Annotated in this window: 1 protein-coding gene (cut by a window edge); it reads left to right on the top strand. The window is 59.2% G+C overall.

The genetic code is table 11. The annotated features are described in order from the left end of the window. Positions 1 to 22,935 carry the 3' portion of an immunoglobulin-like domain-containing protein gene (locus AA0Z93_RS08315; protein ID WP_413398573.1) on the top strand. Its footprint begins 9,732 nt before the window's first position, so 22,935 of the gene's 32,667 nt are visible here — the last part of the coding sequence; the start codon falls outside the window, past its left edge; its stop codon occupies positions 22,933 to 22,935.

Raw genomic sequence — 22,935 nt, 5'->3', positions numbered from 1 at the left:
GTTGCTGAAGGCGGATCGATCACCTACACCGCGAGCGTTAATGCACCGGTTACCGGTAGCCCAGTCGTGGTCAAGCTCGCCAATGGCGAGACCATCACCATTGCCGTCGGTCAAAGCGCGGGGACCGTTACGACTCCGGTCAGCAACGATGTCTACCAAGGACATGCGCCGGTCGACAACAGCATCGCTAGCGTCTCGGGTGGCAACTACGAAAACCTGACCGCTGATCAAACGCCGGTCACCACAGCTGTTACCGACGTCCAAGACACCATTACTGTGGTGCTATCGGCCACCCCATCGGTCGCAGAAGGCGGCACCATCGTCTACACCGCGACCGTCGCTTCGCCTGTAACTGGGTCGCCAGTAGTGGTCGCGCTGAGCAATGGTCAGAGCATCACTATCGCGGTCGGCCAGACTTCGGGCACGGTTAACACTCCAGTAAGCAATGACGTTTATCAGGGCCACGCACCTGTTACGGCAAACATCACTACCGTATCGGGCGGCAACTACGAAAACTTGGTAGCCAACCAAGCGCCAGTCACTACGCAAGTTACCGATGTTCAGGACACCACCACCGTAGTGTTGTCGGCCACCCCGTCGGTCGTAGAAGGCGGCACGATCGTCTACACCGCAACCGTCGCTTCACCTGTAACTGTCTCGCCGGTAGTGGTCACGCTGAGCAATGGTCAGAGCATCACCATCGCCATCGGCCAGACTTCGGGCACGGTTAACACTCCAGTAAGTAATGACGTCTACCAAGGCCACGCACCTGTCACGGCAAATATCACTACCGTATCGGGCGGCAGCTACGAGAACTTGGTAGCTAATCAGGCACCGGTCACCACGCAAGTCACCGACGTACAGGACACGACTACTGTAACTCTGACGGCGACCCTGTCTGTTGCTGAAGGCGGCTCGATTACCTACACCGCGAGCGTTAATGCACCGGTTACCGGTAGCCCGGTCGTGGTCAAACTTGCCAATGGCGAGACCATCACCATTGCCGTCGGTCAAAGCGCGGGGACCGTTACGAGTCCGGTCAGCAATGATGTTTACCAAGGCCATGCGCCGGTCGATAACAGCATCGCTAGCGTCTCGGGTGGCAATTACGAAAACTTGGTAGCCAACCAAGCGCCAGTTACTACGCAGGTCACTGATGTTCAGGACACCACTGCGGTAGTGCTCTCGGCCACCCCGTCGGTCGCCGAAGGCGGCACGATCGTCTACACCGCGACTGTGGCTTCGCCTGTGACTGGGTCGCCAGTAGTGGTCGCGCTGAGCAATGGCCAGAGCATCACCATCGCGACTGGTCAGACTTCAGGTACTGTCAGCACGCCGGTTAGCAACGATGTTTACCAGGGCCACGCCCCGGTAACCGCTAACATCACTAACGTTTCCGGCGGCAACTTCGAAAATTTGGTGGCCAACCAAGCACCAGTCACTACGCAAGTCACTGATGTTCAGGACACCACTACCGTGGTGCTTTCGGCCACCCCATCGGTCGCTGAAGGCGGCACCATCGTCTATACCGCGACTGTTGCTTCGCCTGTAACTGCCTCGCCGGTAGTGGTCACGCTGAGCAATGGCCAGAGCATCACTATTGCGGTCGGTCAGACTTCTGGCACAGTTAACATTCCAGTGAGCAACGACGTTTATCAGGGCCACGCACCTGTCACGGCAAACATCACCACCGTATCGGGCGGCAGCTACGAGAACCTAGTAGCTAATCAGGCGCCGGTCACCACGCAAGTCACCGACGTACAGGACACGACTACCGTAACCCTGACGGCGACCCCGTCTGTTGCTGAAGGCGGATCGATAACCTACACCGCGAGCGTTAATGCACCGGTTACTGATAGCCCAGTCGTGGTCAAGCTCGCCAATGGCGAGACCATTACTATTGCTGTGGGTCAAAGCGCGGGGACCGTCACGACTCCGGTCAGCAATGATGTTTACCAAGGCCATGCGCCGGTCGATAACAGCATCGCTAGCGTCTCGGGTGGCAATTACGAAAACTTGGTAGCCAACCAAGCGCCAGTTACTACGCAGGTCACTGATGTTCAGGACACCACTGCGGTAGTGCTCTCGGCCACCCCGTCGGTCGCCGAAGGCGGCACGATCGTCTACACCGCGACCGTCGCTTCGCCTGTAACTGGCTCGCCGGTAGTGGTCACGCTGAGCAATGGTCAGAGCATCACCATCGCAGTCGGTCAGACTTCTGGCACGGTTAACACTCCAGTAAGTAATGACGTCTACCAAGGCCACGCACCTGTCACGGCAAACATCACCACCGTATCGGGCGGCAACTTCGAGAACTTAGTAGCCGACCAAGCGCCAGTTACTACGCAAGTCACTGATGTTCAGGACACCACCACCGTGGTGCTATCGGCTACCCCGTCGGTTGCCGAAGGCGGCACGATCGTCTACACCGCGACTGTCGCTTCGCCTGTAACTGGTTCGCCAGTAGTAGTCGCGCTGAGCAATGGCCAGAGCATCACCATCGCGGTCGGCCAGACCTCTGGCACGGTTAACACTCCAGTAAGTAATGACGTCTACCAAGGCCACGCACCTGTCACGGCAAACATCACCACCGTATCGGGCGGCAGCTACGAGAACTTGGTAGCTAATCAGGCGCCGGTCACCACGCAAGTCACCGACGTACAGGACACGACTACCGTAACCCTGACGGCGACCCCGTCTGTTGCTGAAGGCGGCTCGATCACTTACACCGCCAGCGTCAACGCACCGGTTACTGATAGCCCAGTCGTGGTCAAGCTCGCCAATGGCGAGACCATCACTATTGCCGTCGGTCAAAGCGCGGGGACCGTTACGACTCCGGTCAGCAACGATGTCTACCAAGGACATGCGCCGGTCGACAACAGCATCGCTAGCGTCTCGGGTGGCAACTACGAAAACCTGACCGCTGATCAAACGCCGGTCACCACAACCGTTACTGATGTTCAAGACACCACCACTGTAGTGCTATCGGCTACCCCGTCTGTTGCAGAAGGCGGCTCGATCACCTACACCGCGAGCGTTAATGCACCGGTTACTGGTAGCCCGGTCGTGGTCAAGCTCGCCAATGGCGAGACCATTACCATTGCCGTCGGTCAAAGCGCGGGGACCGTTACGACTCCGGTCAGCAACGATGTCTATCAAGGCCATGCGCCGGTCGATAACAGCATCGCTAGCGTCTCGGGTGGCAACTACGAAAACCTGACCGCTGATCAAACACCGGTCACCACAGCTGTTACCGACGTCCAAGACACTACTACTGTGGTGCTATCGACTACCCCATCGGTCGCTGAAGGCGGCACGATCGTCTACACCGCGACCGTCGCTTCGCCTGTAACTGGTTCGCCAGTAGTGGTCACGCTGAGCAATGGTCAGAGCATCACTATCGCGGTCGGACAGACTTCGGGCACGGTTAACACTCCAGTAAGCAATGACGTTTATCAGGGCCACGCACCTGTTACGGCAAACATCACTACCGTATCCGGCGGCAGCTACGAGAACTTGGCTGCCGATCAAACGCCGGTCACCACAGCTGTTACCGACGTCCAAGACACTACTACTGTGGTGCTATCGGCTACCCCATCGGTCGCTGAAGGCGGCACGATCGTCTACACCGCGACTGTCGCTTCGCCTGTAACTGGTTCGCCGGTAGTAGTCACGCTGAGCAATGGTCAGAGCATTACCATCGCAGTAGGCCAGACCTCTGGCACGGTTAACACTCCGGTTAGCAACGACGTTTATCAGGGCCACGCACCTGTCACGGCAAACATCACCACCGTATCGGGTGGCAGTTACGAGAACTTGGTAGCCAATCAGTCACCTGTTACCACGCAAGTCACCGACGTACAGGACACTACTACTGTAACTCTGACGGCGACCCCGTCTGTTGCTGAAGGCGGCTCGATCACCTATACCGCCAGCGTTAACGCGCCGGTTACTGGTAGCCCGGTCGTGGTCAAACTTGCCAATGGCGAGACCATCACCATTGCCGTCGGTCAAAGCGCGGGGACCGTTACGACTCCGGTCAGCAACGATGTCTACCAAGGACATGCGCCGGTCGACAACAGCATCGCTAGTGTCTCGGGTGGCAATTACGAAAACTTGGTAGCCAACCAAGCGCCAGTTACTACGCAGGTCACTGATGTTCAGGACACCACTGCGGTAGTGCTCTCGGCCACCCCGTCGGTCGCCGAAGGCGGCACGATCGTCTACACCGCAACCGTCGCTTCACCTGTAACTGTCTCGCCGGTAGTGGTCACGCTGAGCAATGGTCAGAGCATCACCATCGCGGTCGGCCAGACTTCGGGCACGGTTAACACTCCGGTAAGCAACGACGTTTACCAAGGCCACGCACCTGTCACGGCAAACATCACCACCGTATCGGGCGGCAGCTACGAGAACTTGGTAGCTAATCCAGCGGCCGTCACTACCGCTGTTACCGATACGATCGATACCACTACCGTAACGCTGACAGCAACACCGTCCGTTGCCGAAGGCGGCTTGATCACTTACACCGCCAGCGTTAATGCACCAGTTACTGGTAGCCCGGTCGTGGTCAAGCTCGCCAATGGCGAGACCATCACCATTGCCGTCGGTCAAAGTGCGGGGACCGTCACGACTCCGGTCAGCAATGATGTCTACCAAGGCCATGCGCCGGTTGATAACAGCATCGCTAGTGTCTCGGGTGGCAACTACGAAAACCTGAACGCCGATCAAACCCCAGTCACTACAACCGTTAGCGATGTTCAAGACACCACTACTGTGGTGCTGTCGGCCACCCCATCCGTCGCTGAAGGCGGCACCATCGTCTACACCGCGACTGTCGCTTCGCCTGTAACTGGTTCGCCAGTAGTGGTCACGCTGAGCAATGGTCAGAGCATTACCATCGCAGTCGGTCAGACTTCTGGCACGGTTAACACTCCAGTAAGTAATGACGTTTATCAGGGCCACGCACCTGTCACGGCAAACATCACCACCGTATCGGGCGGCAGCTACGAGAACCTGGTAGCTAATCAGGCACCGGTCACCACACAAGTCACCGACGTACAGGACACGACTACCGTAACCCTGACGGCGACCCCGTCTGTTGCTGAAGGCGGATCGATAACCTACACCGCGAGCGTTAATGCACCGGTTACCGGTAGCCCAGTCGTGGTCAAGCTCGCCAATGGCGAGACCATCACCATTGCCGTCGGTCAAAGCGCGGGGACCGTTACGACTCCGGTCAGCAACGATGTCTACCAAGGACATGCGCCGGTCGACAACAGCATCGCTAGTGTCTCGGGTGGCAATTACGAAAACTTGGTAGCCAACCAAGCGCCAGTTACTACGCAGGTCACTGATGTTCAGGACACCACTGCGGTAGTGCTCTCGGCCACCCCGTCGGTCGCCGAAGGCGGCACGATCGTCTACACCGCAACCGTCGCTTCACCTGTAACTGTCTCGCCGGTAGTGGTCACGCTGAGCAATGGTCAGAGCATCACCATCGCGGTCGGCCAGACTTCGGGCACGGTTAACACTCTGGTAAGCAACGACGTTTACCAAGGCCACGCACCTGTTACGGCAAACATCACCACCGTATCGGGCGGCAGCTACGAGAACTTGGTAGCTAATCAGGCACCGGTCACCACGCAAGTCACCGACGTACAGGACACGACTACCGTAACCCTGACGGCGACCCCGTTTGTTGCTGAAGGCGGATCGATCACCTACACCGCCAGCGTTAATGCACCGGTTACCGGTAGCCCAGTCGTGGTCAAGCTCGCCAATGGCGAGACCATCACCATTGCCGTCGGTCAAAGTGCGGGGACCGTCACGACTCCGGTCAGCAATGATGTCTACCAAGGCCATGCGCCGGTTGATAACAGCATCGCTAGCGTCTCGGGTGGCAACTACGAAAACCTGAACGCCGATCAAACCCCAGTCACCACGACCGTTACCGATGTTCAAGACACCACTACTGTGGTGCTGTCGGCCACCCCATCCGTCGCTGAAGGCGGCACCATCGTCTACACCGCGACTGTCGCTTCGCCTGTAACTGGTTCGCCAGTAGTGGTCACGCTGAGCAATGGTCAGAGCATTACCATCGCAGTAGGCCAGACCTCTGGCACGGTTAACACTCCGGTTAGCAACGACGTTTATCAGGGCCACGCACCTGTCACGGCAAACATCACCACCGTATCGGGTGGCAGTTACGAGAACTTGGTAGCCAATCAGTCACCTGTTACCACGCAAGTCACCGACGTACAGGACACTACTACTGTAACTCTGACGGCGACCCCGTCTGTTGCTGAAGGCGGATCGATCACCTACACCGCCAGCGTTAATGCACCGGTTACCGGTAGCCCAGTCGTGGTCAAGCTCGCCAATGGCGAGACCATCACCATTGCCGTCGGTCAAAGCGCGGGGACCGTTACGACTCCGGTCAGCAACGATGTCTATCAAGGCCATGCGCCGGTCGATAACAGCATCGCTAGCGTCTCGGGTGGCAACTACGAAAACCTGGCCGCCGATCAAACACCGGTCACCACAACCGTTACTGATGTTCAAGACACTACTACTGTGGTGCTATCGGCCACCCCATCGGTCGCAGAAGGCGGCACGATCGTCTACACCGCGACTGTCGCTTCGCCTGTAACTGGTTCGCCAGTAGTGGTCACGCTGAGCAATGGTCAGAGCATCACCATCGCGGTCGGCCAGACTTCGGGCACGGTTAACACTCCAGTAAGTAATGACGTCTACCAAGGCCACGCACCTGTCACGGCGAACATCACTACCGTATCGGGCGGCAGCTACGAGAACTTGGTAGCTAATCAGGCGCCGGTCACCACGCAAGTCACCGACGTGCAGGACACGACTACCGTAACCCTGACGGCAACCCCGTCTGTTGCTGAAGGCGGCTCGATCACCTATACCGCCAGCGTTAACGCGCCGGTTACTGGTAGCCCGGTCGTGGTCAAACTTGCCAATGGCGAGACCATCACCATTGCCGTCGGTCAAAGCGCGGGGACCGTTACGACTCCGGTCAGCAACGATGTCTACCAAGGACATGCGCCGGTCGACAACAGCATCGCTAGTGTCTCGGGTGGCAACTACGAAAACCTGAACGCCGATCAAACCCCAGTCACCACGACCGTTACCGATGTTCAAGACACCACTACTGTGGTGCTATCGGCCACCCCATCGGTCGCAGAAGGCGGCACCATCGTCTACACCGCGACTGTCGCTTCGCCTGTAACTGGTTCGCCAGTAGTAGTCACGCTGAGCAATGGTCAGAGCATCACCATCGCAGTCGGTCAGACTTCTGGCACGGTTAACACTCCAGTAAGTAATGACGTTTATCAGGGCCACGCACCTGTCACGGCAAACATCACTACCGTATCGGGCGGCAGCTACGAGAACCTGGTAGCTAATCAGGCACCGGTCACCACGCAAGTCACCGACGTACAGGACACGACTACTGTAACTCTGACAGCGACCCCGTCTGTTGCTGAAGGCGGATCGATAACCTACACCGCGAGCGTTAATGCACCGGTTACCGGTAGCCCAGTCGTGGTCAAGCTCGCCAATGGCGAGACCATCACCATTGCCGTCGGTCAAAGCGCGGGGACCGTTACGACTCCGGTCAGCAACGATGTCTACCAAGGACATGCGCCGGTCGACAACAGCATCGCTAGTGTCTCGGGTGGCAATTACGAAAACTTGGTAGCCAACCAAGCGCCAGTTACTACGCAGGTCACTGATGTTCAGGACACCACTGCGGTAGTGCTCTCGGCCACCCCGTCGGTCGCCGAAGGCGGCACGATCGTCTACACCGCAACCGTCGCTTCACCTGTAACTGTCTCGCCGGTAGTGGTCACGCTGAGCAATGGTCAGAGCATCACCATCGCGGTCGGCCAGACTTCGGGCACGGTTAACACTCTGGTAAGCAACGACGTTTACCAAGGCCACGCACCTGTTACGGCAAACATCACCACCGTATCGGGCGGCAGCTACGAGAACTTGGTAGCTAATCAGGCACCGGTCACCACGCAAGTCACCGACGTACAGGACACGACTACCGTAACCCTGACGGCGACCCCGTTTGTTGCTGAAGGCGGATCGATCACCTACACCGCCAGCGTTAATGCACCGGTTACCGGTAGCCCAGTCGTGGTCAAGCTCGCCAATGGCGAGACCATCACCATTGCCGTCGGTCAAAGTGCGGGGACCGTCACGACTCCGGTCAGCAATGATGTCTACCAAGGCCATGCGCCGGTTGATAACAGCATCGCTAGCGTCTCGGGTGGCAACTACGAAAACCTGAACGCCGATCAAACCCCAGTCACCACGACCGTTACCGATGTTCAAGACACCACTACTGTGGTGCTGTCGGCCACCCCATCCGTCGCTGAAGGCGGCACCATCGTCTACACCGCGACTGTCGCTTCGCCTGTAACTGGTTCGCCAGTAGTGGTCACGCTGAGCAATGGTCAGAGCATTACCATCGCAGTAGGCCAGACCTCTGGCACGGTTAACACTCCGGTTAGCAACGACGTTTATCAGGGCCACGCACCTGTCACGGCAAACATCACCACCGTATCGGGTGGCAGTTACGAGAACTTGGTAGCCAATCAGTCACCTGTTACCACGCAAGTCACCGACGTACAGGACACTACTACTGTAACTCTGACGGCGACCCCGTCTGTTGCTGAAGGCGGATCGATCACCTACACCGCCAGCGTTAATGCACCGGTTACCGGTAGCCCAGTCGTGGTCAAGCTCGCCAATGGCGAGACCATCACCATTGCCGTCGGTCAAAGCGCGGGGACCGTTACGACTCCGGTCAGCAACGATGTCTACCAAGGACATGCGCCGGTCGACAACAGCATCGCTAGTGTCTCGGGTGGCAATTACGAAAACTTGGTAGCCAACCAAGCGCCAGTTACTACGCAGGTCACTGATGTTCAGGACACCACTGCGGTAGTGCTCTCGGCCACCCCGTCGGTCGCCGAAGGCGGCACGATCGTCTACACCGCAACCGTCGCTTCACCTGTAACTGTCTCGCCGGTAGTGGTCACGCTGAGCAATGGTCAGAGCATCACCATCGCGGTCGGCCAGACTTCGGGCACGGTTAACACTCCAGTAAGTAATGACGTCTACCAAGGCCACGCACCTGTTACGGCAAACATCACCACCGTATCGGGCGGCAGCTACGAGAACTTGGTAGCTAATCAGGCACCGGTCACCACGCAAGTCACCGACGTACAGGACACGACTACCGTAACCCTGACGGCGACCCCGTTTGTTGCTGAAGGCGGATCGATCACCTACACCGCCAGCGTTAATGCACCGGTTACCGGTAGCCCAGTCGTGGTCAAGCTCGCCAATGGCGAGACCATCACCATTGCCGTCGGTCAAAGTGCGGGGACCGTCACGACTCCGGTCAGCAATGATGTCTACCAAGGCCATGCGCCGGTTGATAACAGCATCGCTAGCGTCTCGGGTGGCAACTACGAAAACCTGAACGCCGATCAAACCCCAGTCACCACGACCGTTACCGATGTTCAAGACACCACTACTGTGGTGCTGTCGGCCACCCCATCCGTCGCTGAAGGCGGCACCATCGTCTACACCGCGACTGTCGCTTCGCCTGTAACTGGTTCGCCAGTAGTGGTCACGCTGAGCAATGGTCAGAGCATTACCATCGCAGTAGGCCAGACCTCTGGCACGGTTAACACTCCAGTAAGCAATGACGTTTATCAGGGCCACGCACCTGTTACGGCAAACATCACCACCGTATCGGGCGGCAGCTACGAGAACCTGGTAGCTAATCAGGCACCGGTCACCACGCAAGTCACCGACGTACAGGACACGACTACTGTAACTCTGACAGCGACCCCGTCGGTTGCCGAAGGCGGCACGATCGTCTACACCGCGACCGTCGCTTCGCCTGTAACTGGCTCGCCGGTAGTGGTCACGCTGAGCAATGGTCAGAGCATCACCATCGCAGTCGGCCAGGCTTCCGGTACCGTCAACACTCCGGTTAGCAACGATGTTTATCAGGGTCACGCTCCGGTAACTACCAACATCACCAGTGTTTCCGGCGGCAATTTTGAGAACCTAGAAGCAAATCCTGCAACGGTTACTACACAAGTGACCGATGTCCAAGACACTACTACCGTAACCCTGACGGCAACCCCGTCCGTTGTCGAAGGCGGCTCGATCACCTACACCGCCAGCGTCAATGCACCCGTTACTGGTAGCCCAGTCGTGGTCAAACTTGCCAATGGCGAGACCATCACCATTGCCGTCGGTCAAAGTGCGGGGACCGTCACGACTCCGGTCAGCAATGATGTCTACCAAGGCCATGCGCCGGTTGATAACAGCATCGCTAGTGTCTCGGGTGGCAACTACGAAAACCTGAACGCCGATCAAACCCCAGTCACTACAACCGTTAGCGATGTTCAAGACACCACTACTGTGGTGCTGTCGGCCACCCCATCCGTCGCTGAAGGCGGCACCATCGTCTACACCGCGACTGTCGCTTCGCCTGTAACTGGTTCGCCAGTAGTGGTCACGCTGAGCAATGGTCAGAGCATTACCATCGCAGTCGGTCAGACTTCTGGCACGGTTAACACTCCAGTAAGTAATGACGTTTATCAGGGCCACGCACCTGTCACGGCAAACATCACGACCGTATCGGGCGGCAGCTACGAGAACCTGGTAGCTAATCAGGCACCGGTCACCACGCAAGTCACCGACGTACAGGACACGACTACTGTAACTCTGACGGCGACTCCGTCTGTTGCTGAAGGCGGCTCGATTACCTACACCGCGAGCGTTAATGCACCGGTTACCGGTAGCCCGGTCGTGGTCAAACTTGCCAATGGCGAGACCATTACTATTGCTGTGGGTCAAAGCGCGGGGACCGTCACGACTCCGGTCAGCAACGATGTCTACCAAGGTCATGCGCCTGTAGATAACAGCATCGCTAGCGTTTCAGGCGGCAACTACGAAAACCTAGTAGCCAACCAAGCGCCAGTTACTACGCAGGTCACTGATGTTCAGGACACCACTACCGTGGTGTTGTCGGCCACCCCGTCGGTCGCCGAAGGCGGTACGATCGTCTACACCGCGACTGTCGCTTCGCCTGTAACTGGTTCGCCAGTAGTGGTCGCGCTGAGCAATGGTCAGAGCATCACCATCGCGACTGGTCAGACTTCAGGTAGTGTCAGCACGCCGGTTAACAACGATGTTTACCAAGGCCACGCCCCGGTAACCGCTAACATCACTAACGTTTCCGGCGGCAACTTCGAAAATTTGGTGGCCAACCAAGCGCCAGTCACTACGCAGGTCACTGATGTTCAAGACACCACTACCGTGGTGCTCTCGGCCACCCCATCGGTCGCCGAAGGCGGCACGATCGTCTACACCGCAACCGTCGCTTCGCCTGTAACCGACTCGCCAGTAGTCGTCACGCTGAGTAACGGCCAGAGCATCACCATTGCGGTTGGCCAGACTTCCGGTACCGTTGATACCCCGGTCAGCAATGACGTCTACCAAGGTCATGACCCAGTAACCGCCAACATTACCAATGTCGCCGGTGGCAACTATGAGAACTTGGTAGCTAACCAAGCACCAGTCATTACACAAGTTACCGATGTTCAGGACACCACCACCGTAGTGTTGTCGGCTACCCCTTCGGTCGCCGAAGGCGGCACCATCGTCTATACCGCGACTGTCGCTTCGCCTGTAACTGGGTCGCCAGTAGTGGTCACCCTGAGCAACGGTCAAAACATCACCATCGCGGTTGGCCAGACCTCCGGTACCGTCAACACTCCGGTTAGCAACGACGTTTATCAGGGCCACGCACCTGTCACGGCAAATATCACCACCGTATCGGGCGGCAGCTACGAGAACTTGGTAGCTAATCCAGCGGCCGTCACTACCGCTGTTACCGATACGATCGATACCACTACCTTAACGCTGACAGCAACACCGTCCGTTGCCGAAGGCGGCTCGATCACTTACACCGCCAGCGTCAATGCACCGGTTACTGGAAGCCCGGTCGTGGTCAAGCTCGCCAATGGCGAGACCATTACCATTGCCGTCGGTCAAAGCGCGGGGACCGTTACGACTCCGGTCAGCAACGATGTCTATCAAGGCCATGCGCCGGTCGATAACAGCATCGCTAGCGTCTCGGGTGGCAACTACGAAAACCTGGCCGCCGATCAAACACCGGTCACCACAACCGTTACTGATGTTCAAGACACCACCGCTGTGGTGCTGTCGGCCACCCCATCCGTCGCTGAAGGCGGCACGATCGTCTACACCGCGACTGTCGCTTCGCCTGTAACTGTCTCGCCGGTAGTGGTCACGCTGAGCAATGGTCAGAGCATCACCATCGCGGTCGGCCAGACTTCGGGCACGGTTAACACTCCAGTAAGTAATGACGTCTACCAAGGCCACGCACCTGTCACGGCAAATATCACCACCGTATCGGGCGGCAGCTACGAGAACTTGGTAGCTAATCAGGCACCGGTCACCACGCAAGTCACCGACGTACAGGACACGACTACTGTAACTCTGACGGCGACCCCGTCTGTTGCTGAAGGCGGCTCGATTACCTACACCGCGAGCGTTAATGCACCAGTTACTGGTAGCCCGGTCGTGGTCAAGCTCGCCAATGGCGAGACCATCACCATTGCCGTCGACCAGAGCTCCGGCACTGCCACGACTCCGGTTAGCAACGACGTCTATGTGGGCCATGCTGCTGTCACCAACAGCATCAGCAACGTCTCGGGTGGCAACTACGAAAACCTGGTCGCGACCCAAGGCAACGTGACCACGACCGTGACCGATACAGTCGACACCTCGACCGTGACCCTGACCGCTACCCCGTCGGTCGCCGAAGGTGGCTCGATCGTCTACACCGCCAGCGTCAGCGCACCGGTTACCGGCTCCCCAGTCGTGGTCAAACTCGCCAACGGCGAAACCATCACTATCGCCGTCGGACAGAGCTCCGGCACTGCCACGACTCCGGTCACTAATGATGTTTATGTCGGCCATGCTGCTGTGACTAACAGCATCAGCAACGTCTCGGGTGGCAACTACGAAAACCTGGTCGCGACCCAAGGCAACGTGACCACGACCGTGACCGACACGGTCGATAATTCGACCGTGACCCTGACCGCCACCCCATCGGTAGCTGAAGGTGGCTCGATCGTTTACACCGCCAGCGTCAGCGCTCCGGTTACCGGCACGCCTGTCGTAGTCAAACTCGCCAACGGCGAAATCATCACCATCGCCGTCGGCCAGAGCTCTGGCACCGCCACGACTCCGGTCACTAATGATGTTTATGTCGGCCATGCTGCTGTGACTAACAGCATCAGCAACGTCTCGGGTGGCAACTACGAAAACCTGGTCGCGACCCAAGGCAACGTGACCACGACCGTGACCGACACGGTCGATAATTCGACCGTGACCCTGACCGCCACCCCATCGGTAGCTGAAGGTGGCTCGATCGTTTACACCGCCAGTGTCAGCGCACCGGTTACCGGCTCCCCGGTTGTGGTGAAACTCGCCAACGGCGAAACCATCACCATCGCCGTCGGCCAGAGCTCCGGCACTGCCACGACCCCGGTTAGCAACGACGTCTATGTGGGCCACACCGCCGTCGCCAACAACATCACCACAGTCTCAGGCGGCAACTACGAGAACTTGGTTGCTAACCAGGGTGCTGTAACGACCACAGTCACTGACACAGTCGATACTTCGACCGTGACCCTGACCGCTACCCCGTCGGTCGCCGAAGGTGGCTCGATCGTCTACACCGCCAGCGTCAGCGCACCGGTTACCGGCTCCCCAGTCGTGGTCAAACTCGCCAACGGCGAAACCATCACTATCGCCGTCGGCCAGAGCTCCGGCACTGCCACGACTCCGGTCACTAATGATGTTTATGTCGGCCATGCTGCTGTGACTAACAGCATCAGCAACGTCTCGGGTGGCAACTACGAAAACCTGGTCGCGACCCAAGGCAACGTGACCACGACCGTGACCGACACGGTCGATAATTCGACCGTGACCCTGACCGCTACCCCATCGGTAGCTGAAGGTGGCTCGATCGTTTACACCGCCAGCGTCAGCGCTCCGGTTACCGGCACGCCTGTCGTAGTCAAACTCGCCAACGGCGAAATCATCACCATCGCCGTCGGCCAGAGCTCTGGCACCGCCACGACTCCGGTCACTAATGATGTTTATGTCGGCCATGCTGCTGTGACTAACAGCATCAGCAACGTCTCGGGTGGCAACTACGAAAACCTGGTCGCGACTCAAGGCAACGTGACCACGACCGTGACCGACACGGTCGATAATTCGACCGTGACCCTGACCGCCACCCCATCGGTAGCTGAAGGTGGCTCGATCGTTTACACCGCCAGCGTCAGCGCACCGGTTACCGGCACGCCTGTCGTGGTGAAACTCGCTAACGGCGAGACCATCACCATCGCCGTCGGCCAGAGCTCTGGCACCGCCACGACTCCGGTTAGCAACGACGTCTATGTAGGCCACACCGCCATCGCCAACAACATCACCACAGTCTCAGGCGGCAACTACGAGAACTTGGTTGCTAACCAGGGTGCTGTAACGACCACAGTCACTGACACAGTCGATACTTCGACCGTGACCCTGACCGCTACCCCGTCGGTCGCCGAAGGTGGCTCGATCGTCTACACCGCCAGCGTCAGCGCACCGGTTACCGGCTCCCCAGTCGTGGTCAAACTCGCCAACGGCGAAACCATCACTATCGCCGTCGGCCAGAGCTCCGGCACTGCCACGACTCCGGTCACTAATGATGTTTATGTCGGCCATGCTGCTGTGACTAACAGCATCAGCAACGTCTCGGGTGGCAACTACGAAAACCTGGTCGCGACCCAAGGCAACGTGACCACGACCGTGACCGACACGGTCGATAATTCGACCGTGACCCTGACCGCCACCCCATCGGTAGCTGAAGGTGGCTCGATCGTTTACACCGCCAGTGTCAGCGCACCGGTTACCGGCTCCCCGGTTGTGGTGAAACTCGCCAACGGCGAAACCATCACCATCGCCGTCGGCCAGAGCTCCGGCACTGCCACGACCCCGGTTAGCAACGACGTCTATGTGGGCCACACCGCCGTCGCCAACAACATCACCACAGTCTCAGGCGGCAACTACGAGAACTTGGTTGCTAACCAGGGTGCTGTAACGACCACAGTCACTGACACAGTCGATACTTCGACCGTGACCCTGACCGCTACCCCGTCGGTCGCCGAAGGTGGCTCGATCGTCTACACCGCCAGCGTCAGCGCACCGGTTACCGGCTCCCCAGTCGTGGTCAAACTCGCCAACGGCGAAACCATCACTATCGCCGTCGGCCAGAGCTCCGGCACTGCCACGACTCCGGTCACTAATGATGTTTATGTCGGCCATGCTGCTGTGACTAACAGCATCAGCAACGTCTCGGGTGGCAACTACGAAAACCTGGTCGCGACCCAAGGCAACGTGACCACGACCGTGACCGACACGGTCGATAATTCGACCGTGACCCTGACCGCTACCCCATCGGTAGCTGAAGGTGGCTCGATCGTTTACACCGCCAGCGTCAGCGCTCCGGTTACCGGCACGCCTGTCGTAGTCAAACTCGCCAACGGCGAAATCATCACCATCGCCGTCGGCCAGAGCTCTGGCACCGCCACGACTCCGGTCACTAATGATGTTTATGTCGGCCATGCTGCTGTGACTAACAGCATCAGCAACGTCTCGGGTGGCAACTACGAAAACCTGGTCGCGACTCAAGGCAACGTGACCACGACCGTGACCGACACGGTCGATAATTCGACCGTGACCCTGACCGCCACCCCATCGGTAGCTGAAGGTGGCTCGATCGTTTACACCGCTAGCGTCAGCGCTCCGGTTACCGGCACGCCTGTCGTGGTGAAACTCGCTAACGGCGAGACCATTACCATTGCGGTCGGCCAGAGTTCCGGCACTGCTACTACACCAGTTACTAACGATGTGTACGTTGGCCATGCTGCTGTCACCAACAGCATCAGCAACGTCTCAGGAGGCAACTACGAAAGCCTCGTCGCTAATCAGGGTGCTGTAACGACCACTGTTACTGACACAGTCGACACCTCGACCGTGACCCTGACCGCTACTCCGTCGGTAGCCGAAGGCGGTTCGATCGTTTACACCGCCAGCGTCAGCGCGCCGGTAACTGGCTCTCCGGTTGTGGTGAAACTCGCCAATGGCGAGACCATCACCATTGCTGTTGGCCAGAGCTCCGGCACTGCCACGACTCCGGTTAGCAACGACGTCTATGTGGGCCATGCTGCTGTAACCAACAACATCGCTACGGTGTCGGGTGGTAATTACGAAAACTTGGTTGCTAATCAGGGCGCTGTAACCACCACAATCACTGACACAGTCGATACTTCGACCGTGACCCTGACCGCTACTCCGTCGGTAGCCGAAGGCGGTTCGATCGTTTACACAGCCAGCATTAGCGCGCCGGTGACCGGCTCCCCGGTTGTGGTGAAACTCGCTAACGGCGAGACCATCACCATCGCCGTCGGCCAGAGTTCCGGCACTGCCACCACACCAGTTACTAACGATGTGTACGTTGGCCATGCTGCTGTGACCAACAGCATTAGCAACGTCTCGGGCGGCAACTACGAGAGCCTCGTCGCTAATCAGGGCACTGTAACCACCGCAGTCACTGACACAGTCGATACTTCGACCGTGACCCTGACCGCTACTCCGTCGGTAGCCGAAGGCGGTTCGATCGTTTACACCGCCAGCGTCAGCGCGCCGGTGACTGGCTCTCCGGTTGTGGTGAAACTCGCCAATGGCGAGACCATCACCATTGCTGTTGGCCAGAGTTCCGGCACTGCCACCACACCAGTTACTAACGATGTGTACGTTGGCCATGCTGCTGTCACCAACAGCATCAGCAACGTCTCGGGCGGCAACTACGAGAGCCTCGTCGCTAATCAGGGCACTGTAACCACCGCAGTCACTGACACAGTCGACACTTCGACCGTAACCCTGACCGCCACCCCATCGGTCGCCGAAGGTGGCTCGATCGTTTACACCGCTAGTGTCAGCGCTCCGGCAACTGGTTCCCCGGTTGTGGTGAAACTCGCCAACGGCGAGACCATCACCATCGCTGTCGGCCAGAGCTCCGGCACTGCCACGACTCCGGTTAGCAACGACGTCTATGTGGGCCATGCTGCTGTAACCAACAACATCGCTACGGTGTCGGGTGGTAATTACGAAAACTTGGTTGCTAATCAGGGCGCTGTAACCACCACAGTCACTGACACAGTCGATACTTCGACCGTGACCCTGACCGCTACCCCGTCGGTAGCCGAAGGCGGTTCGATCGTTTACACCGCCAGCGTCAGCGCCCCGGTAACTGGCTCTCCGGTTGTGGTAAAACTCGCCAATGGCGAAACCATTACCATCGCCGTTGGCCAGAGTTCCGGCACTGCCACCACACCAGTTACTAACGATGTGTACGTTGGCCATGCTGCTGTCACCAACAGCATTAGCAACGTCTCGGGCGGCAACTACGAAAGCCTCGTCGCTAATCAGGGCACTGTAACCACCGCAGTCACTGACACAATCGATATTTCAACCGTGACCCTGACCGCCACCCCATCGGTAGCCGAAGGCGGTTCGATCGTTTACACCGCCAGCGTTAGCGCGCCGGTGACCGGCTCCCCGGTTGTGGTGAAACTCACCAATGGCGAAACCATCACCATCGCCGTTGGCCAGAGCTCCGGCACCGCCACGACTCCGGTTAGCAACGACGTCTATGTGGGCCATGCTGCTGTAACCAACAACATCGCTACGGTGTCGGGTGGTAATTACGAAAACTTGGTTGCTAATCAGGGCGCTGTAACCACCACAGTCACTGACACAGTCGATACTTCGACCGTGACCCTGACTGCTACCCCGTCGGTAGCCGAAGGCGGTTCGATCGTTTACACCGCCAGCGTCAGCGCGCCGGTGACCGGCTCCCCGGTTGTGGTGAAACTCACCAATGGCGAAACCATCACCATTGCCGTTGGCCAGAGCTCCGGCACCGTCATGACCCCGGTCACTAATGATGTTTACGTCGGCCATGCTGCTGTCACCAACAGCATCAGCAACGTCGCGGGAGGCAACTACGAAAGCCTGATCGCGACCCAAGGCAACGTGACCACGGCCGTGACCGACACGGTCGACACTTCGACCGTAACCCTGACCGCCACCCCATCGGTCGCCGAAGGTGGCTCGATCGTCTACACCGCTAGCGTCAGCGCACCGGTTACCGGCACGCCTGTCGTGGTGAAACTCGCCAATGGCGAGACCATTACCATTGCAGTCGGCCAGAGCTCCGGCACTGCCACGACCCCGGTCACTAACGACGTGTATGTCGGTCACGCCGCTGTCACCAACAACATCAGCAGCGTCTCTGGCGGCAACTACGAAAACCTCGTCGCTAACAAAGCCGCTGTAACGACCACCGTCACCGACGTAGTCGACACTTCGACCGTAACCCTAACTGCTACCCCATCGGTCGCCGAAGGCGGCTCGGTCGTCTACACCGCGACCGTCAGCGCCCCAGTCACCGGCACGCCTGTCGTGGTGAAACTCGCCAACGGCGAAACCATCACCATTGCCGTCGGCCAGAGCTCGGGCACCGTCAGCACGCCGGTCAGCAACGATGTCTACCAAGGCCACGCGCCTGTCACCAACAGCATCAGCACCGTGAGCGGCGGCAACTACGAAAATCTGGTGGCCAACAAGGCGATCACCACCACTACCGTCACCGATGTGCAAGACACCACCACGCTCACCCTGAGCGCGACGCCGACCGTGGCCGAGGGTGGTTCGATCGTCTATACCGCTTCCCTGAGCAACCCGGCCGGCACCCCTGTGACGGTCACCCTCAGCAACGGCCAGACCATCACCATCGCCGCCAACCAGAGCAGCGGCAGCGTAACCGTCGCGGCCCCGGCGGACGACGTGTACATCGGTGCTTCCACCGTCAGCGCCCAGATCACCAATGCCACAGGTGGCAACTTCGAGAACCTGACCTACGTCAGCACCCCGGCCGTGACCTCGGTGACCGACACGATCAACAACACCACGCTGAGCATCACTGGCAGCAGCCAGGTCGCCGAGGGCAACAACGCGACCTACACGCTGACCCTGAGCAACGCGCCGCAGACCGATGTCACGGTCAAGCTCAGTTACAGTGGCACCGCTACCAACGGCGCCGACTACGTGGGCGTTGCCTCGGTGGTGATCAAGGCCGGCAGTACCCAGGCCACCTTCAGCGTGCCGACCATCAAGGACAACATCACCGAAGGCACCGAGACCTTCACGGTCAAGGTCGACTCCACCACGGGCGGCAACTTCGAAGGTTTGGTGGTCAGCGGCACCGCGGGCAGCGTCACGACGCAACTGTTCGAGCCGGCACCGGTGCTGGATCTGGACGCCAACGACTCCAGTGGCAAGACCGGCGGCGACTATCAGGTCACCTTCACCGAGAACCAGGCCAGTGGTGTGTCGATCGGCGATGTCGACCTTTCGATCACCGATTTCGACAGCACCCAGTTGACCGGCGCGACCATTACGCTGACCAACCGCCAGGCAGGCGACGCACTCAACCTGGGCAACAGCGTCAACGGCATCACCATCAGCGCCAGCAGCACCGACGGCAAGGTGGTGTTGACCCTGAGCGGCAACGCTTCGCTGGCCGACTATGCCCAGGCGATCAAGAACATCTCGTTCTACAACTCCAGCGAGGACCCGAGCACCACACCGCGCGTGATCACCGTCACCGTGACCGACGGCGTCAACGTCTCCAACACCGCCACCACCACGGTCAACGTCATCGCGGTCAACGACGCACCGGTCTCGGCCGGCGGCGCCGTCACCGGCATCGAAGACACCGACCTGGTGCTGACCTGGAGCAACTTCAACGTCAGCGACGTCGACAGCCCGGTGTCGAGCCTGGGTGTGACCATCACCAAACTGCCTGACCTGGGCAGCCTGAAATACAACAACGGCACCGCCTGGGTAAACGTGACGCTGAACCAGACCATCAGCCAGGCCGACATCGCCGCCGGCAAGCTCAAGTTCGTGCCGCTGGCCAACCAGTCGGGTGTGGACGCCTACGGCGGCAGCGGCGTCGGCAACAAGCAGGCGGACTACGCGCAGGTCAAGTTCAAGCCTACCGACGGCATCACCCCGGGCAGCGAAGCCACGCTGAAAGTCGACATCACACCGGTTGCCGACGCGCCGACCCTCAGCATCGGTACCAACAACGTCAATTCGCTGGGCCTGACCAAAGAGACGTGGAACAGCCTCAACGGCCTGGGCACCAACGGCAACGGCATCACGGGCGACGCGTTGAAAACCGTGTTCGCCAACTCCGGTGCGGCGAGCAAAAGCGAGTCCGTCACCAACGTGCAGTCCGATGCCAACGTCAGCCCCAACACCGGCTCGAAAACGTCGGGCCTGATCTACCTGGAAGCCGGCAAGACCTACACCTTCAGCGGCGTGGCCGACGACAGCGTGTTGGTCACCATTGGCGGCAAGAACGTGGTCACTTCGACCTGGGGCGGCGGCGGCACGGTGTCGGGCAGCTACACCCCGACCACCAACGGCTACTACACCGTGGAGATCTACCACGCCAACCAGGCAGGTCCGGGCAGCTACGACATCAACGTCAAGGTCGGCAACGGCACGGCCGGTGACTTGAACAGCGCTGCGGTGCCGATGTACCAGAACGTCACCGCGCTGATCAACGCAGGCGTCAGCGTTTCGGACCTGCACGGCAGCAGCGGCCAGGGCTACTACGACGGCTACAAGCTCAACGAAGGGCCGGAGAACGGCAGCGTCAAACTGGTCGGCATCACCAGTACGCTGACCGACACCGACGGTTCGGAAACCCTGTCGGTCAAACTCAGCGGTATCCCGGCCGGCTCCGTGGTCAGCGACAACGCAGGCCACAGCCTGACCGTGGGCGCGACCGCCGTGGACGTCAGCGGGTGGAACATGGCCAGCCTGGTCATCAAGCCACCGGCCTACTACTACGGTCAGTTCGACGTGAAGGTGACGTCGGTCTCCAGCGAAAGCGTTGGCGGCAGCACTGCGACCACCGAGGGCTCGTTGAAGGTCACCGTGTACCCGGACACCTATGCCACCAGCAACCTCAGCGCCGGCAACGATGTGGGCACCGGTACCGTTGCCAGCGACATCATCGTGTCGGATGTCACTGGTCTGCACGTGGTCAAGGGCAAGGACTACAACCTTGCCTTCGTGGTCGACACGTCGGGGAGCATGGGTAGCAAAGGCGTGTCGGATGCCCAAGCGTCATTGAAGTCGGTGTTCCAGACCTTGGCCGCAAGCGTCAAGGGCGACCTGTCGGGCACCGTGAACGTCCTGCTGGTGGACTTCGCCACACAGGTGAAGAGCACCGTTGCGGTGAAACTCAACGACGCCGGCCTGCAGACCCTGCTCACAGCCCTGCAGACCTTGAGTTCCGATGGCGGCACTAACTACGAAGATGCGTTCAAGACCACCGCCAACTGGTTCCAGAACCTCAAGGATGCGGGCAGCACCGGTACCAACCAGACCTTCTTCATCACCGACGGACAGCCGACCTACTACCAGACTGGGGAGCAGGGTAACCCGACGCTGGCGAACAGCTCGGTCACGCTGGATTCCTTCCTGTCCACCATCAGCTACAAGGCAGGCAATACAGTCACGAACTATCAACTCGATTCCAGCAACCGGGTTTCGATCGACAGTAGCGGCAACTTGGTTGCGCAAACGCTTGTCTTGACTTGGTTCGGTTATCGTTGGAGCAACGTGACCACGGGCATGGTTCGCGCCGAAGGCAACGGTGGTTACGAGCTGTCGACCCGTGCAGGTGCCGGTAGCAGCACCAATGACGCCACCTTGAGCAACTCGCTGGAAGGCTACAAGCTGCTCGCGGCGCTGAGCTCGGTGGAGGCGATCGGCCTTGGGCCAGAACTCAAGGCCAGCGATCTGGCCAAGTACGACACCGATGGCGTGCCGCAATACAACATCGACTCGAGCAAGCTCGCCGATGCCATCCTCGGCCATACCGAGGTGATCCAGCCGGGCAACGACCAGGTCAACGGTGGTGACGGCAACGACATCATCTTCGGCGACTTGGTGAGCTTCGATTCGATCCCAGGTTCGGGCGTGGAGGCCATTCAGAACTACGTGGCCAACAAGCTGGGCGTGGACGCAGGCGATGTGGATGCGCGGATGATGCACCAATACGTGTCCGAGCATTACACCGAGTTCGACGTCTCGCGCAGCAGCGACGGCAACGACACCCTCATGGGTGGCGCCGGCAACGACCTGATCTTCGGCCAAGGCGGCGATGACACGTTGGACGGCGGCAAGGGCAACGATATTCTGCTCGGCGGCAGCGGCAACGATACCCTCTACGGCGGCGAAGGCAATGACATGCTGTTCGGTGGCAGCGGCAACGATGTGTTGGTGGGCGGCAAGGGCGACGATATCCTCAGCGGTGGTTCGGGCGCCGATACCTTCGTGTGGAAATCCGGCGACGTCGGCAACGACGTGATCAAGGACTTCAAACCTAGCGAAGGCGATCGCCTCGACCTCAGCGACTTGCTGCAGGGCGAGCGTGGCAGCACCATCGACAACTATCTGAAGATCACCACGGTCGGAGGGGAGTCGACCTTGCAGATCAGCAGCGACGGCAAGCTCAACGCGGCAGGGGGCCTGGCCAACGCCGATGTGTCGATCAAGCTCGAAGGTGTCAACTGGTCGAACACGTCCATCAACTCGCTGATCAGCGGCGCGGACCCGACCATCAAGATCGACAACTCCAACACTTGA

Source organism: Pseudomonas phoenicis, assembly GCF_047302395.1.
In the GTDB taxonomy this organism is placed as follows: Bacteria; Pseudomonadota; Gammaproteobacteria; order Pseudomonadales; family Pseudomonadaceae; genus Aquipseudomonas.
This window is presented reverse-complemented; position numbering and strand designations above follow the sequence as displayed.